General features: G+C 73.8%; 11 protein-coding genes. 1 reads left to right on the top strand and 10 read right to left on the bottom strand.

Translation table 11 applies throughout. The features are described from left to right. Positions 1 to 90: 90 nt before the first annotated feature. The 3 genes from ACIA79_RS26915 to ACIA79_RS26905 all read right to left on the bottom strand — a co-directional run bounded on the left by ACIA79_RS26915 (position 91) and on the right by ACIA79_RS26905 (position 3,815). Positions 91 to 2,592: a heavy metal translocating P-type ATPase gene (locus ACIA79_RS26915; RefSeq protein WP_399430922.1), complete on the bottom strand. Its 2,502-nt coding sequence runs from the start codon at positions 2,590 to 2,592 to the stop codon at positions 91 to 93. 81 nt (positions 2,593 to 2,673) lie between these two features. Then, complete coding sequence (locus ACIA79_RS26910) at positions 2,674 to 2,997, bottom strand: heavy-metal-associated domain-containing protein (RefSeq protein ID WP_399430921.1); 324 nt, start codon at positions 2,995 to 2,997, stop codon at positions 2,674 to 2,676. 122 nt (positions 2,998 to 3,119) lie between these two features. Beyond that, complete coding sequence (locus ACIA79_RS26905; protein WP_399430920.1) at positions 3,120 to 3,815, bottom strand: TetR/AcrR family transcriptional regulator; 696 nt, start codon at positions 3,813 to 3,815, stop codon at positions 3,120 to 3,122. 120 nt (positions 3,816 to 3,935) lie between these two features. On the opposite strand from ACIA79_RS26905, the gene ACIA79_RS26900 reads away from it, so the two are divergent. Continuing rightward, the gene (locus ACIA79_RS26900) at positions 3,936 to 6,227 is read left to right on the top strand and encodes an MMPL family transporter (protein ID WP_399430919.1); all 2,292 of its coding nucleotides are present in this window, start codon (positions 3,936 to 3,938) and stop codon (positions 6,225 to 6,227) included. Here ACIA79_RS26900 and ACIA79_RS26895 read toward each other — a convergent pair. From ACIA79_RS26895 to ACIA79_RS26865, 7 genes are all read right to left on the bottom strand, one after another. Continuing rightward, positions 6,224 to 6,850, bottom strand: a complete 627-nt coding sequence (locus tag ACIA79_RS26895; protein WP_399430918.1) for a GNAT family N-acetyltransferase — start codon at positions 6,848 to 6,850, stop codon at positions 6,224 to 6,226. The two genes, ACIA79_RS26900 and ACIA79_RS26895, sit on opposite strands and share 4 nt — an antisense overlap. A 100-nt stretch (positions 6,851 to 6,950) precedes the next feature. Then, a complete protein-coding gene (locus ACIA79_RS26890) occupies positions 6,951 to 7,148 on the bottom strand; it encodes a helix-turn-helix transcriptional regulator (protein ID WP_399430917.1) in 198 nt (65 codons plus the stop codon). A 281-nt stretch (positions 7,149 to 7,429) separates the two neighbouring features. Further along, positions 7,430 to 8,860, bottom strand: coding sequence for a hypothetical protein (locus ACIA79_RS26885; protein ID WP_399430916.1), 1,431 nt, complete (start codon positions 8,858 to 8,860; stop codon positions 7,430 to 7,432). Positions 8,861 to 8,934: 74 nt separating this feature from the next. Continuing rightward, positions 8,935 to 10,227 carry an MFS transporter gene (locus ACIA79_RS26880; protein ID WP_399430915.1) on the bottom strand — a complete coding sequence of 431 codons (1,293 nt, stop codon included), beginning with the start codon at positions 10,225 to 10,227 and terminating at the stop codon, positions 8,935 to 8,937. 8 nt (positions 10,228 to 10,235) lie between these two features. Beyond that, positions 10,236 to 11,573, bottom strand: coding sequence for a ThiF family adenylyltransferase (locus ACIA79_RS26875; protein ID WP_399430914.1), 1,338 nt, complete (start codon positions 11,571 to 11,573; stop codon positions 10,236 to 10,238). Further along, positions 11,566 to 13,527: a B12-binding domain-containing radical SAM protein gene (locus ACIA79_RS26870; protein WP_399430913.1), complete on the bottom strand. Its 1,962-nt coding sequence runs from the start codon at positions 13,525 to 13,527 to the stop codon at positions 11,566 to 11,568. The genes ACIA79_RS26875 and ACIA79_RS26870 overlap by 8 nt, the downstream gene beginning before the upstream one ends. Beyond that, positions 13,524 to 14,306: a 2OG-Fe(II) oxygenase gene (locus ACIA79_RS26865; protein WP_399430912.1), complete on the bottom strand. Its 783-nt coding sequence runs from the start codon at positions 14,304 to 14,306 to the stop codon at positions 13,524 to 13,526. The genes ACIA79_RS26870 and ACIA79_RS26865 overlap by 4 nt, the downstream gene beginning before the upstream one ends. Positions 14,307 to 14,350 lie beyond the last annotated feature (44 nt).

Here is a 14,350-nt window from a genome sequence, read left to right as displayed (position 1 = left end):
TTAGACTCGCGAGCCGTCCAAATGGTTACCCCCAAATATCTGTGATCTAGGTCTCTTTGTGAAGGTCTTGTGTGTCACGTGAAGGCAAACTCACGTGAACGATCGCAGACGGAGACTGTTGGTTACTACAAAAACGGACGAAAAGGCCATCGTGAGTCCGGCGATCATGGGGTTCAGCAGGCCGGCCGCCGCCAGCGGCAGTGCCGCGACGTTGTAGCCGAAGGCCCAGAAGAGGTTGCCCTTGATCGTGGCGAGGGTGCGGCGAGAGAGGCGGATGGCGTCCGCCGCGACGCGCAGGTCCCCGCGGACGAGGGTGAGGTCGCCCGCCTCGATGGCGGCGTCCGTGCCGGTGCCCATCGCCAGGCCCAGGTCGGCCCGGGCGAGCGCGGCCGCGTCGTTCACGCCGTCGCCGACCATCGCGACGACCCGCCCCTCCTTCTGGAGGCGCCGGACGACGTCCACCTTCTCCTCGGGCAGCACCTGCGCGTACACCTCCTCGATCCCCACCTCGGCCGCGACCCGCTCGGCGACCGCCTTGCCGTCGCCCGTGAGCAGGACCGGCGCCAGCCCCAGCGCGCGCAGCCGCCGGACCGCCTCGGGGCTCGTCTCCTTGACCGCGTCGGCGACGGTGAGCGTGCCGCGCAGCCGCCCGTCCCAGGCGACGTGGACCACGGTCGCCTCCTCGGCGGGGCCCGTGGTGATGCCCGCGTGTTCGAGCAGCGCCGCGCGGCCGGCGAGGACCTTTCGGCCCTCGACGACCCCGCGCACGCCGAGACCGGGCACGTTCTCGAAGCCCTCCGGTGCGGGGAGGTCGCCCACCCGCTCGGCGGCGCCGGCGGCCACGGCGCGCGCCACCGGGTGCTCCGAGGCGTGTTCCAGGGCGCCGGCGACGCGCAGCAGCTCGCGCTCGTCCGTGCCCTCGCAGACGTGCACGTCCTGGAGGGTCATGCGGCCGGTGGTGACCGTTCCGGTCTTGTCGAGGACGACGGTGTCGACGCGGCGCGTGGACTCCAGGACCTCCGGGCCCTTGATGAGGATCCCGAGCTGGGCGCCGCGCCCGGTGCCGACCAGCAGGGCGGTCGGTGTGGCGAGGCCCAGCGCGCAGGGGCAGGCGATGATCAGGACGGCGACGGCCGCGGTGAAGGAGGCGGTGGCGTCGCCGGTCACGGCCAGCCGGATCAGCAGCGTACCGAGCGAGACGACCAGCACGACCGGGACGAACACGGCGGAGATCCGGTCCGCGAGGCGCTGGACCTGCGCCTTGCCGCTCTGCGCCTGCTCCACCAGCCGGGCCATCCGGGCGAGCTGGGTGTCCGCGCCAACGCGGGTGGCCCGGACGACGAGCCGGCCGGAGGTGTTGAGCGTGGCACCGGTCACCGGGTCGCCCGCGGTGACGTCGACGGGTACGGACTCGCCGGTCAGCATCGAGGCGTCCACGGCGGAGGCGCCCTCGGTGACGACGCCGTCCGTGGCGATCTTCTCGCCGGGGCGGACCACGAAGCGGTCGCCGGTGCGCAGCTCGCCGACGGGGACGCGTACCTCGCGGCCGTCGCGCAGGACCGTCACGTCCTTGGCGCCCAGGTGCAGGAGCGCGCGCAGGGCCGCGCCGGCGCTGCGCTTGGCACGGGCCTCCAGGTAGCGGCCGAGGAGGATGAAGGTCGTGACGCCGGCGGCGACCTCCAGGTAGATGGCCGACGCGCCGTCCGCGGGGGTCGCGGTGAGGTCGAAGCCGTGGCGCATGCCGGGCATGCCGGCGTGCCCGAGGAACAGTGCCCACAGGGACCAGCCGAAGGCGGCGAGCGTTCCCATGGAGACCAGCGTGTCCATGGTGGCGGCGCCGTGCCGGAGGTTGGTCCACGCCGCCCGGTGGAAGGGCAGGCCACCCCAGACGACGACGGGGGCGGCGAGGGTGAGGGAGAGCCACTGCCAGTTGTCGAACTGGAGCGGGGACACCATCGCGAGCAGTACGACGGGCAGGCTGAGGAGGGCGGAGACGACGAGGCGCTGCCGCAGCGGGATCTCCGGCCCGGGGCCGGCGGTCGCCTCGGCGTCGGCTTCGGGGGCCTCTGCGCCGGGAGCCTCCGGGTCGGGGGCTTCTGCGTCGGGGGCTTCTGCGTCGGGGTGGGCGGCGGGGCCGGTGACACCACGGCCGCCGGGGGAGGGTTCGGAGCCTCCGGAGGAGGGGGCGGTACGCGGGGCGGCGAGGTCTTCAGTGGTGCGGGGGGCCGCGGGGGCATGGGCGGTACGCGGGGCCGCGGGGTCTTCGGTGGTACGCGGTGCCGCAGGTGTATCGGTGGTGCGCGGGGCCGCGGTGGCGGATGCGACCGGTGGGTCCGGCCGGGCCGCAGGGGGCGGCGCGGGGCGCTCCTTCGCCGTGTACCCCGTCTTGACGACCGTCGCGATGAGATCGGCGACCCGCACCTCCGGCGGGTGCCTGACGGTCGCCTTCTCGGTCGCGTAGTTGACGGTCGCGGTGACGCCGTCCATGCGGTTGAGCTTCTTCTCCACGCGAGCCGCGCATGAGGCGCAGGTCATGCCACCGACGAGGAGTTCGGTGGTCGCGGTCTCCGGGGTGCTCGTGGTGCTGGTCATGTGCGCTTCCAGTGACGGGAGCCGGGCCGGCCGTCGTCGCGGCGGCCCGGCGGGGGAGGCGTTTCTCGCGGGTGTTCCCGCTCAGGCCCGGCCGACGAGCTCGTAACCCGCCTCGTCGACGGCCGCGCGTACCGCGGCCTCGTCCAGCGCGGCCTCGGACACCACGGTAACGCGGCCCGTGGCCGCCTCCGCCGTGACGGAGGTGACGCCGGGGATCTCCGAGATCTCGCTGGAGACGGCGCCCTCGCAGTGCCCGCACGTCATGCCCGTGACCTGGTAGACGGTGGTGACCGCGCCGGCGGCGGGGGTCTTTGCCGCACTGTCGTGGCAGGAGCCGGAGGGCGAGCAGCAGGAACCCGAGCCCGTGTCGGCCTGGGGAAGCTCGGTCTTCGTCTCGGTGGACATGGCGTACTCCTCTGGAGGTCGGTCATGGTGCGCCAGGGGGCCGCGGGAAGGGCGGGACTCCCTGACACTCCTCACTGTATACCCCTAGGGGGTATGAATTCCAGGAAGGGCTCGCGGAGGCGTCACGTCCCGGCGGGGGTCGCGGGTACGACGTGACCGATGACCGGCTCCAGGTAGCGGAACATCACCTGCTTCAGCTCCCTGATGTACGCCTCCCGCTCCTCGCCCTCGTGGCCGATGACGAGGTCGAGGCCGGCCTTGAAGAGCGCGAACGCCATGCTCGCCGTACGGGTCCGGTCGGCGGCGGGCATGTCCGGCAGATAGTGGCCGAGCAGTTCCTCGACCCGCGTCAGCAGGGAGGCGTGCAGGGCGTCGTGCTCCTCGGCGATGCGGCCGGGTACGTCCGAGCCGTGCATCAGCGCGAGGAACACCGGATGGGCGCAGTTGAACTCGATCATCGGGTCGAGGATCGCGTCGAGCATCTCGGCGAGCGGCAGGTCGAAGTTGGCCGGGGTGAACGCCTGGCCGTGCGCCTCGCGCATCCGGTGCAGCAGCCGCTCGCCCAGCTCGACGGCGATCGCCTCCTTGTTCGGGAAGTACTGGTACAGCGTGCCGGGGGAGACGTGCGCCTCGCGGGCGATGGCGTTGGTGCTCGCCGCCGTGTAGCCGGTCGTGCGGAAGACGGTGGCGGCGGCGTCCAGGAGCTGTGCGATACGTCGCTCGCCCCGGGCCTGCCGGCGTCGCGGTTTCACTTCGTCCGGCACGTGTATCCCCAGCTCCCTCGAACGCGGTTGACAAATGCGAGCGGGCGCTCGCATTCTTGGAAAACGCGAGTGATCTCTCGTGTTTGCCAGTCTATGGCGATGGACGACCCGTGCCGCGGCCGCAGCTACGGCCGCGGCCGCGGCTACGGGTCACGGTGAAGGGGACACCGCGTCATGTCCGAAGTCAACCGACCACCCCGGCAGGGTGGCTGGACCCGTTTCGCCACCGCGCGCCCGCGGCTGTCGCTGCTGGTCGCCCTGGTGATCACGGCACTGGCCGTGTTCGCCGGCAGCGGGGTGGGCGACCGCCTCGGCAGTGGCGGCTTCGAGGATCCGGCGGCCGGCTCGACGTACGCCACGGAGGCCCTGGAACGCGAGTTCCCCGCCTCCCGGCCGAACCTGCTGCTCCTCGTGGACGCCGGCCCGGCGGGCGTGGACGACCCGGCCGTCGCCGCCGAGGCGCGGCGCCTGGCCGAGCGGCTCGCCGCGGAGCCGGGGATCGTCGGCGTCGGCTCGTACTGGCAGACCCGTTCCCCCGCGCTGCGTGCCGACGACGGGCACGAGGCCCTGATCGCCGCCCGGATCCAGGGCGACGAGAAGACCGCGGCGGGGACACTGGAGCGGATCGCGCCCGCCTACCGCGGCGCGCACGGCCCGGTGCGGGTCTCCGTCGGCGGCCCGGTGGCGGTGCTGCACGAGATGCAGACCGTCATCCAGGAAGACCTGCTGCGCGCCGAGCTGATCGCCCTGCCCGTGACGCTCGTGCTGCTGGTGATGGTGTTCGGCAGCGCGGTCGCCGCGCTGCTGCCGCTGGGCATCGGCATCGTCGCCATCCTGGGGACGAACGCGGTGCTGAGGGGTCTGACCGAGTTCACCGACGTCTCGGTCTTCGCGCTGAACCTCACCACCGCGCTGGGACTCGGACTCGCCATCGACTACGCCCTGTTCGTGGTGCGCCGGTTCCGTGAGGAGCTGGCCGGCGGCGCCGGCACCGGAGCGGCGCTCGCCACCACCCTGCGCACGGCCGGGCGCACGGTGCTCTTCTCCGCGCTGACCGTTGCGGTCTCGCTGGCGGCGATGCTGGTCTTCCCGCAGTACTTCCTGCGCTCGTTCGCGTACGCCGGCATCGCGGTCGTGCTGCTGGCGGCGGCCGCCGCGCTGATCCTGCTGCCGGCCGCGCTGCTGCTCCTCGGGCACCGGGTCAACGCGCTGGACCTGCGGCGGGCCCTCGCCCGGGTCCGTGTCCCCGGGCGGCGCGGCGCAGCGGTGGAGGGCACCCGCGCGCCGGCCGGGCCGGGCTCCGCGGAGGGCACCGGGTGGGGGAGGGCGGCGGCGCTGGTGATGCGCCGGGCCCCCGTCTTCGCGGTCGCCACCACCGCCGGACTGGTCCTGCTCGGACTGCCGTTCCTGGGGGTGAAGTTCGGTACGGCCGACGACCGGCAGCTCCCGGCCGGCGCCGAATCCCACGTCGTCCAGCAGCACATACGGGACGGCTTCCCCGGCAACCCGAGCGGCGGACTCGACGTCCTCGCGCAGGGCCGGGCCACCCCGGCCCAGTACGCCGCCTACCGCGACCGGATCGCCGGCCTGCCGGGTGTGGCGCGGGTGGACGGACCGGTGGTCTCGGGGACGTACGCCTACTTCGCGGTACTGCCGGAGGGGGAGGCGGTCGACGAGGACACCCAGCGGCTCGTGGGGGAGCTGCGCGCGCAGAAGGCACCGTTCGCCACCGAGGTGACCGGGGCGGCCGCCGTGCTGGTCGACTCCAAGGACGCCATAGCGGACCGGCTGCCCTGGGCGGTGGGCATCATCGTCGTGGCCACGCTGCTGCTGGTCTTCCTGCTCACCGGCAGCGTGCTGATACCGCTCCAGGCCGTGGTGCTCAACGCCCTCAGCCTGACGGCGATGTTCGGCGCGGTGGTGTGGGTCTTCCAGGACGGCCACCTGTCCGGGTTCCTGGGCTTCACCGCGACCGGGAGCATCGAAACGACCCTCCCTGTGCTGATGTTCTGCGTCGCCTTCGGACTCTCCATGGACTACGGCGTCTTCCTGCTCTCCAGGATCAAGGAGGAGTACGACCACAGCGGCGACCACGACCACGCCGTGCGGTTCGGGCTCCGGCGCACGGGCGGGCTGATCACCGCGGCCGCGGTGATCCTGGCGGTGGTGATGGTCGCCATCGGCACCTCCCGCGTCACCAACACCAAGATGCTCGGTCTGGGAGTGGCCCTGGCGGTCCTGATGGACGCGATGGTGGTGCGCAGCCTGCTGGTCCCCGCCGTGATGAAGCTGACCGGACGCGCCACCTGGTGGGCGCCGGCGCCGCTGCGGGCCTTCCACGCCCGCTTCGGGATCAGCGAGAGCGGGATACCCGCCCCCGCGCGGCAGCCCGCCGGCGACGCACCGCCGGCCCCCGCGCGGGAGACGGAGCGCGAACCGGTGGAGCGCGAACCGGTGGGGCGCTAGGGGGTGTCCGGGCCGGGGTGGCCGCGGTGGGCGGCCCACTCCCGGTCCAGGACCGACATGGTGAGAGAGTCGATCCACTGGCCCTCGTGCAGCAGGACCTCACGCTCGACCCCCTCGTGGACGAAGCCCACCTTCTCGTAGACGCGCAGGGCGCGCGGGTTGAACGCGTAGACGCCGAGGGAGACCCGGTGCAGGCCGAGCCGTTCGAAGCCGTGGGCGAGGAACATCCGGATCGCCTCGGTGCCGAGGCCGCGGCCCCGGCCCGCGGGGCCGACGAGGGTGCGGAAGTTGCAGCTGCGGTGCGTCTCGTCCCACTCGTTGAACACCAGCTCGCCCACCACCCCGCCGGAGGCCCGGTCGACCAGCGCCAGATCCAGCCGGTCGGCCCGGTCGCCGCGGGAGCCGTACCAGGAGCGCAGGAAGTCCTCCGACATCTCCGGGTCGGCCCCTGTGCCGGTGTACTTCAGCACCTCCGGGTCGGCGAGGATCTCCGCCATCACCGGGGCGTCGTCGGCGGTGAAGGGCCGCAGCACGACCCTCTCGCCGGTGAGCGTGGGCTTGGTGGCGAAGTCGGCCGGGTGGCCGGCAGGGGAGTCGGGGACCGTCGGGTCGTACGCGCGCATACGGCGATCCTGGGCGGTCGGCGCGTCGGCGTGCAACGGAATAAGGTGCCGCGCGGACCGGCCCCGCACCGGGGGCGGTACGGGGCCGGAACGGCGGAGGTCAGGTCTTGCGCCCGCGGTTGCCGGGGCGATTGGCGACCCAGACGCGGATGGTGTCCGCGTACCAGTAGGGCTTGCCGCCTTCCACATGGTCGGGCTCGGGGAGAAGGCCGTGCTTGCGGTACGACCGGACCGTGTCCGGCTGGACCCGGATGTGCGCGGCAATCTCCTTGTAGGACCAGAGCCTTCTGTCCGTCATCTGTGGCACCTCCCTGCGGGCGCCGCGGCGGCAGCCCGGGAGGGCCGTCGGGGGAGCCGCGGCGGGACGCTGGCGATCACTGAGCCTGTGCCCGGACAACGACACAGAGTGATCGCTGGTGGGCGCCTGTTGAACTGCTGTGACGGAAGAAGCGCGGAGTGGAGACAAACGTGACGGGGGAGGGCCTCGTGTAACGGGTGGGGTCAAGGCGCCACCGGGCGCCGGCAGGGCGGCGATCCACCGGGCGCCGGCGGGGCGGCGGCCTGGCGGGGCCGGCCGGTTCAGGCACGGGTGCCGGGCATCTCCCTCAGCGATCCCAGGCGGGTGCCCCAGAGCTGCTCGGACAGGGCGAAGCCGTTGGCCGCGCGCCCGGCGAGGCGGCGGTCGTCGTCGAGCAGCCCCGGCCCGGCGATCATGATGACGATGCTGCCGGTGTCGAGCGGGTCCTGCACCAGGCAGGCGTCGCTGTGCTCGTCCTTGCGGCTCAGGCGCAGCCGGTCACCGTCCGCGGTGAGCCAGCGGGCGCGCCCCGGCGAGGTGCAGGGGGTGGCCGAGTGCAGGGCGACGGCCGCGCCGCGTTGCCCTTCGACGGCGGTGAGCAGGACGCGCTCCACCTCATGGGCGGGGATGCCGAGGTCGTGGCCGCCCGCGACGGCGCCCTGGAGCAGGCCCCACGGCAGTCCCGGGGTGGCGGTGGACATGACGCGGTGGGCGGTGTTGCCGCGCGGCAGCAGGTCGAGCGGGACGAAGCCGTTCGCCGTCTGCACGCCGCCGATGCTGAACGCTCCCCGGAAGCCGGTCTCGCGGTGCATCAGCGCGCCCACCCGTCGCGCCAGGTCCCGCATCCGGTCGCGGACGACCGGCGCCGGGTCGAAGTACGTGGAGCAGCCGGCGTACACCAGCCGGGACGGCTCGGGCCCCTGGAGCACCAGCTCCTCGAACGGCCGCAGCACGACCACGCCGTCGGCCAGGACGAAGCCGTTGATGCCGCACGGCGTCCCCGCCAGGAACGGCGTCACCTTCACCTGGCGGCATTCCTGCGCGACCGCGGCCGTGGCCGCCGCGAACTCCTCCTCGTTCCGCACCCAGCAGGCCTGCTCGAAGGTGACCTGCACACCGCCGTTCATGTCGCGGTACCAGACGGTGCCCTGCCCGAGGTCGAGACGCTCGTGCGCCGCGCGCAGCGCCCCGGGGGTGGCCGGGACGACCTCGGAGGGCAGCCGGTCGACGCCCAGTTCGTCCCAGATCCGCTCCAGCGTGATCTTGTCCTCCAGCGCGGCCCAGGCGGGCGGGCGGCCGTCGGCGACCTGCCGGCCGTCCATCGCGTCGTGGGTCACGTTGGACTCGGCGAGCACGATCGCGGTGCGTTCGGGGTCGTACGCGTCGAGGGCCTGGCGCACGTGCGCGGGCGGGTCGGCGAGCAGCCGGTCGGTGGCCCGGGCGGTGTCGGTGAAGCTGACGGTGCCCAGCTCGGCGGTGGCCCAGCCGGCGACACCGGCGGGGATGTCACCGTGCCCGATGCCGTTGCCCACGATGAACGGCGCCTGGGAGCCCATCGCCGCCAACGCCTGCACGCGCAGCCGGTACTGGGGGACGTCCCGTCCCAGCAGCACCACCTTGCGCCCCCGGTAGAAGCGGGCCACCGCTTCGGTCAGCTCCGCCCATGCGGGGGTGGGGGCCGCCGGGCCGCTGCTGGCTTCCTGGCTGTTCACGCCGTTTCCTTTCCTCGGTGGGGTTGTCCGTGTGTCCTGGGGCGGGTGGTGCGCGGGGTCGGGGAGGGCGGGCGCTAGGGCCGTGCCGTGCTCTCGGTCTCCGGGTCGGCCGCGGCGCCGTCCTCGTGGGTTTCGGGCAGCGAGCGCAGCGTCCGCGCCGGTCCGGCGAGCGGCCACACGGCCGAGGTGAGCAGCCCGAGCGCCGACAGGACGAGGGTGTTGCGCAACCCGAGGAGCCCGGCGCCGAGCGCACCCGCCAGGAGGGCGCCGAAGGGCTCGACGCCCCAGCTGATGAAGCGGACGGAGCCGGTGATCCTGCCGAGCATGTGGTCCGGCACCAGGGCCTGCTTGATGGTCTCGCTGAGGATCAGGTTCACGACCACGGCGAGCACCCAGCCGAACTGCGAGAGTCCGACGAGGACGAGGGCCCAGACCTGACCCCGCCCCTCGGCGAGCGGGACCAGCAGTCCGGCGGCGCCGGGGGCGGCGTAGGCGAGGGCGAGGGGGACGCCGTAGCCGAAGCGCCGGCTGATCCACGCGGCGGTGGCCGAGCCGAGGAGCGCGCCGACGCCGCCCGCCGCGCTGAGGACGCCGAGCAGGGCGGGGCTCAGCCCCAGGGTCTTGACCACGTACAGCGTGTAGAGCGCGTAGAACATCGCGGTGAAGAAGTTGAAGTGCGCCGCGGCCAGGGCGAGGGAGCGCTGGACGGGATCGCGCATCAGCAGCCGGAGACCCGACAGGGCGGCCTGCAGGTGCTTCTCGCGGGGGCCCTCGGGGGCGGCGGGCTCGGCACGCGGCAGACCGCGCAGCGCGAGCGCGCTGGCGGCGTAGCTCACGGCGTCGACCATGACGGCCAGCGGGGCGCCGAGGAACTGCACCAGGACACCGGCGAGGCCGGGCCCGGCGACGTCGCCGACCGCGGAGCTGCCCTCCATCCAGGAGTTGGCGGGGCCGAGCTGCTTCTTGCCGACGAGCCGCGGCAGGTACGCCGACATGGCGCTGTCGAACAGGAGGCTGAGCGCACCGACGGCGAAGGTGACGGCGAGCAGCGCCCAGATGGTCAGCGCGTCCAGCAGCCACAGCACGGGGATCACCGCGAGGACCAGGGCGCGCGCCAGGTTGGCGAACTGGAGGAGGCGGCGGCGTTCGAAGGAGTCCGCCCACACTCCGGCGGACAGGCCGAAGAACAGGGTCGCGGCCGAGCCGGCGGCTCCCAGCAGGCCCATCTCCCAGCTGCCCGCGTCGAGGACGAGGACGGCGATGAGGGGTGTCGCGAAGTAGGTGATCTGGGAGCCCGCGAGGGAGAGGGTCTCTCCGGTCCAGAGCCGGAAGAAGCCGGTCTTCCGCAGCTCGGAGGAGATGGGCATGGGTGTCCTCAGCAATCGGTGGAACGGTCGGTGGAGCGGTCGGTGGGGCCGGCGGTCGCGCGGTCGAGCGGGCGGTCGGTGAGGCCGGCGGTCGCGCGGCCGGTGGGGTCGGCGGTCGCGCTGTCGGTGGGGTCGGCGGTCGCGCGGTCGGGCGGGCGGCCGTTCGCGCGGTCCGTCGCGCCGGGTGCGGCCCGGCACCCGCACCGGCCGGGACCGGCATGGCGTGCCGTACGCCCGGTGTCGAAGGCCAGCATGCCGCGGGCGCCCAGGGTCGGCGCGTGCCCGGAGGCCAGCCAGCGCAGGGCGTCATGGGCGAGGAGGGCGGCCACGGCGGAGTTCGCCGGCCCGAAGGAGTACGGGGTGGGTGCCGTGCCGGCGTCCTCCAGCCGCAGTTCGTCGGCCCCGCACCGGGCGCGCCGGTCCTCCTCGAAGCACGGCAGGCAGTGACCCAGCGCCGGATCGAGGAGCGGTCCCCAGTACCCGCTGTCCAGTCCGACGGCGGCGGAGGTCATCGCCGTGCCGCGTGCGGCGGCCCAGGTCCAGCAGATCCCGGCGATGCCGGCAGGCGTGTCCGCGCCCACGACCAGCAGGTCGATGCCGCCCGGCAGGGCATCGAGGTCCTCCGGGGCGAGGACGCGCAGGGGCAGCCCGGTGATCCGCGCGTCGGGAGCGAGCGCCCTCAACCGGGCGGCGGCGGCCGTCACCTTGGGCGTGCCCACGTCCTCGAGGGCGTACAGGTGCTGCCGGTTGAGGTTGTGGGTCTCCACCCGGTCGGGGTCGATCAGCCAGAGCTCGCGCACCCCGGCGGCGACGAACTCCCGGGCGGCCAGCGCCCCGATGCCCCCGACGCCCACGACGGCCACGCGCGCGCCGTCGAGGCGGCGCTGCATCCGCACGGGCTCGGGGCCGAAGAGCTCCAGGTAGCCGAGCTGCCGCTGGTGCGGGAGCCCCTCGTACGCGCCGGGGTCGGGGGCCGGTTCGCCGGTGATCCAGCCCTGCCGGCCGAGCTCACCGACGAGCCGTCCGAGCGCGCTCCCGGCCGCCGGCCGTGCCGTGCCCCCGCGCAGCCGGTCCACCGCCCCGGTCAGCCACTCCTGGGGGCCGCGCACCCGCAGCGCCTGTCCGCCCCGGCTGAGCAGCACCCCGCCGGGAACGGGCACCGCGTCGACCGTCGCCGCCAGCCGCACCGTGGCCTGCTGAGGCGCCGGTGCCTGCTGACGCGCCGGGACCTGCTGAGGCGCCGGTGGACGCCGGAGCGCCGGTGTCCGCGGACGCGCCGGGGCCTGCGGCGGTACGCGGTCGTCCGGCGCCACCCCGGCCGGGCCGGTACGGCGGGTGTCAGCCACGGCCGGCCTCCGCGAGCAGACCGGAACGCCGGAGGTTGGCCACCAGGACGTCCGCGACCCGCTCCCCGTGGGCGGCGGCCAGCTCGCGCGGGGTGAAGGGGCGTCCGTCGAGCAGGTGCGTGAGCCGCGCGCGGGCGGCCGGTGGCAGGGTGATGCACTCCTTGGTGCGCAGGTTCACGGCGCGCAGCCGGCCGGTGGAGCCGCTGCCCGGGCCGGCTGCCGGACCCGGTCCGGTCCCGCCCGCCGCCGCGCCGCCCCCGTCGGCCGCGCCCTCCTCGTCGGGCACGTAGAGGTCGAAGTCCTCGACGGGGATGCGCAGGGCGGTGTCCGGCGCGACCCGTACCTCGCGGGGTGCCGCGTCCGCCGTGCCGTTGACCCGGTCGGCGAAGGCGGCGTAGCGGCGGTGGATGTCGGCGCGCTGCTCCGGCGTCATCGCGGGGTCGGTGTTGGGCAGGTGGTTCAGGGCGTACTGGGACTGCCAGGTGCCCTCCTGCGGCGCCGTCACGACCAGGCCGAACGCCTCGGGGTCGCGGCCCACGCGCGAGGACCGGGTCGCCTCGAAGGGGAAGACGGACACGGACTGCATGCAGTGCGCGAGCCCTTCGACGTCGGCGAGCGCCTGCAGCGCTTCCTCGTAGGTGGTGGAGGGCAGGTCCGGGATGAGGTTGACGACGAGCTTCACCCCCGCCGCGTGGGCCTCGCGCAGGAAGCGCAGGTTCTCCTCCCGGTCGGCGGACTTGTGCACCAGCTTCAGCACGCGCGTGATGGTGGTCTCCATCCCGACGACCAGGAACTCGCAGCCGGAGGCGGCCATCAGACCCAGCAGCTCCCGGTCGAAGCGGCGGTCGACCATCACGAACGACGACCAGGTGATGTCCAGCTCCCGCTCGATCAGCAGCTTGCTCATCCGGCGGGCGAAGGCCGGAGGGATCGACTCGGTGACGAAACTGAAGCGGCGGGTGCCGTGCTCCTTCACCAGGTGCTCCAGCTCGTCCACGAACGCATCGGGATGGCGGCCCCGGAAGGGCGGCGATCCGTCGTACAGCTCGACGAAGTCGCAGTAGTCGCACTTGCCCCAGTAGCAGCCGCGGGCCTGGGTGACGCCGAGGACCGGGTCCGACAGGCGGGCCATCGCCTCGGCGGGGAACACCGGCCGGGGCAGGGTGTTGAGGTTCGGACCCGGCGCCGGGTCCTTGGTGTGCGGGGTGCCGTCCGCCAGCAGGCAGGACACGCCGGGGACCCGTTCAGGCTCCCACGTGCCGGCCTCCGCCTGGCGGGCGAGCGACAGCAGCGGGAACTCCCCGTCGAACCGGACGACGGCGTCCACCTCGGGGAAGTCGGCGAGCAGCCGCTCCAGCTCGGGCACGAGCATCAGGCTGAGTGCGGGGCCGCCGAGCACCACCCGTACCGCCGGCCGGACCGCCTTGAGGCGCAGGGCCAGCAGGAGCGCCGGTACGAGCTGGGGACCCATCGGCACCGAGATGCCGACCAGGGTGGTGCCCGCGGGCACGGGCGGGCCGTCGTCCCCGGCCGCCCACCGCCCGTAGAACCGGCCGAAGACGCCGTCGCCGGCGGCTTCCACGGCCCGGCGCCGCAGCGTCACCTCGTCCGGATCGATACGGAACGGCACCGCCAGGGCCTCCACGATCCGGCCCGTGTGCCGTCCCGCCCCGAACAGGTGCCGGCCGTCGGGGCCGACCAGCAGGTCCGGTTCGCGCAGCGCCCAGCGCGCCGCCGAAGCGGTGTAGGAGTCGCGGGCCACCCCGGGCACCCGTCCCTCCGCGAGCGGAGCCAGCTCCGCCGGGGCCAGCAGGAACTCGGCGAAGTCCTCGTTGAGGTCGTGCTGCCACACGTCCAGGCCGCGGTCCTGGAGGAAACCCGCGAGGACGGCCGTGGAGGGGTAGAAGCTGCCGAAGTTCGACTCGACGAGCGGTGGGAAGACCAGACCGATCACTGGCCTCCCTCCCACCGGGCTTCGTGCGCCTGGCCCAGGAGGTGCTGCCCGATGCTGACGGTGTAGCGGCCGGTGCCCTCACCGGAGAACGGCTCGACCCAGTGCCAGCACTCCTCCCTGACCGGGATCATGGAGAAGGTGTTGAACAGCGGCTCGACCAGTTCGTCGGTGCCGGCCTCGTTGCGGAAGCCGAGCCGGCCGCCGGTGCCCGGGCGGTAGGCGGCGTCGAGGTAGAAGTTGACGGCCATCACGCGACCCGGGAACAGGTCCTGGTGGCGCCGGATGCGGTCGCCGTCGCGGTAGGCGGCCAGCTCCACGGAGGTGCGCGGCTCCAGCGGGAACCCGACGCCCGCGGTGATGAAGTCCCGCAGGGTGTCGGTGAGGACGCTGAAGGCGAGGAACTGCTCGATGGTGCGGCGGTGCTCGTCGGTGATGCTGCCGTCCTGCAGCGCCTCGCCCAGCGGGCGGGCCACGAAGTGGCGGGCGGCACGGTGCGGGTGGTCCGCCCACTCGGCCTCGGGGATCTCGGCGCTGTCCCGGGAGTCGGTGTAGACGGTGGCGCAGCGCGACCACACCGGCAGCGCACGCATCGCGGCGTCCATGGCTCCGGCCCACTCGGGCCGCAGGAAGTCGCGCAGGATGAACGGACGGCCCGGTTCGGCGGTGTACCACTCGCGCATCTCCTGCCGGACCGCCGGAGTGAGGTGGCGCTCGTCGATGAACCGGCGGGCGCGGGCGAGCGAGGACTCGGGCATGGCGGGGGCAGCGGAAACAGTCATGTCGCCTTCACAATCGGGTCGGTGCGTCGGGTGCGCCGGACGGC

The organism is Streptomyces sp. NPDC051310, assembly GCF_044455245.1.
GTDB lineage: Bacteria > Actinomycetota > Actinomycetes > Streptomycetales > Streptomycetaceae > Streptomyces.
This window is presented reverse-complemented; position numbering and strand designations above follow the sequence as displayed.

What these genes read in the sequence shown, in the direction of transcription:
- ACIA79_RS26900 (WP_399430919.1), top strand. Translation starts at nt 3,936, where the DNA reads ATGTCCGAAGTCAACCGACCACCCCGGCAGGGTGGCTGGACCCGTTTC.
- ACIA79_RS26895 (WP_399430918.1), bottom strand. Translation starts at nt 6,850, where the DNA reads ATGCGCGCGTACGACCCGACGGTCCCCGACTCCCCTGCCGGCCACCCG.
- ACIA79_RS26905 (WP_399430920.1), bottom strand. Translation starts at nt 3,815, where the DNA reads ATGCGAGCGCCCGCTCGCATTTGTCAACCGCGTTCGAGGGAGCTGGGG.
- ACIA79_RS26910 (WP_399430921.1), bottom strand. Translation starts at nt 2,997, where the DNA reads ATGTCCACCGAGACGAAGACCGAGCTTCCCCAGGCCGACACGGGCTCG.
- ACIA79_RS26865 (WP_399430912.1), bottom strand. Translation starts at nt 14,306, where the DNA reads ATGACTGTTTCCGCTGCCCCCGCCATGCCCGAGTCCTCGCTCGCCCGC.
- ACIA79_RS26915 (WP_399430922.1), bottom strand. Translation starts at nt 2,592, where the DNA reads ATGACCAGCACCACGAGCACCCCGGAGACCGCGACCACCGAACTCCTC.
- ACIA79_RS26890 (WP_399430917.1), bottom strand. Translation starts at nt 7,148, where the DNA reads ATGACGGACAGAAGGCTCTGGTCCTACAAGGAGATTGCCGCGCACATC.
- ACIA79_RS26880 (WP_399430915.1), bottom strand. Translation starts at nt 10,227, where the DNA reads ATGCCCATCTCCTCCGAGCTGCGGAAGACCGGCTTCTTCCGGCTCTGG.